Annotated in this window: 1 pseudogene; it reads right to left on the bottom strand. The window is 57.9% G+C overall.

Annotation, left to right across the window (positions count from 1 at the left end):
• Nucleotides 1-252, bottom strand: a pseudogene (locus SB753_RS39540) (aldehyde dehydrogenase family protein); the annotation flags it as partial.

Raw genomic sequence — 252 nt, 5'->3', positions numbered from 1 at the left:
AGGCCAATACCTCTTCCACCTGGTTCTCTTGAACCAAGATTCTCGACGGAGCGTGACACGACTGGCCTGTGTTGGAAAATGCGCGAGTGAATCCACTTAGCTGCGGCTTTGAGGTCGGCATCGTCGAGAATGACGTTAGCCGACTTCCCGCCCAGTTCCTGAGCCACGCGCTTGACCGAGGGAGCAGCCGCCTCAGCGATCAACACACCGGCCCTGGTTGAACCGGTGAACGACACCATGTCGATGTCCATG

This window comes from Paraburkholderia sp. SIMBA_053, assembly GCF_046534895.1.
GTDB classification, from domain to species: domain Bacteria; phylum Pseudomonadota; class Gammaproteobacteria; order Burkholderiales; family Burkholderiaceae; genus Paraburkholderia; species Paraburkholderia caledonica.
This window is presented reverse-complemented; position numbering and strand designations above follow the sequence as displayed.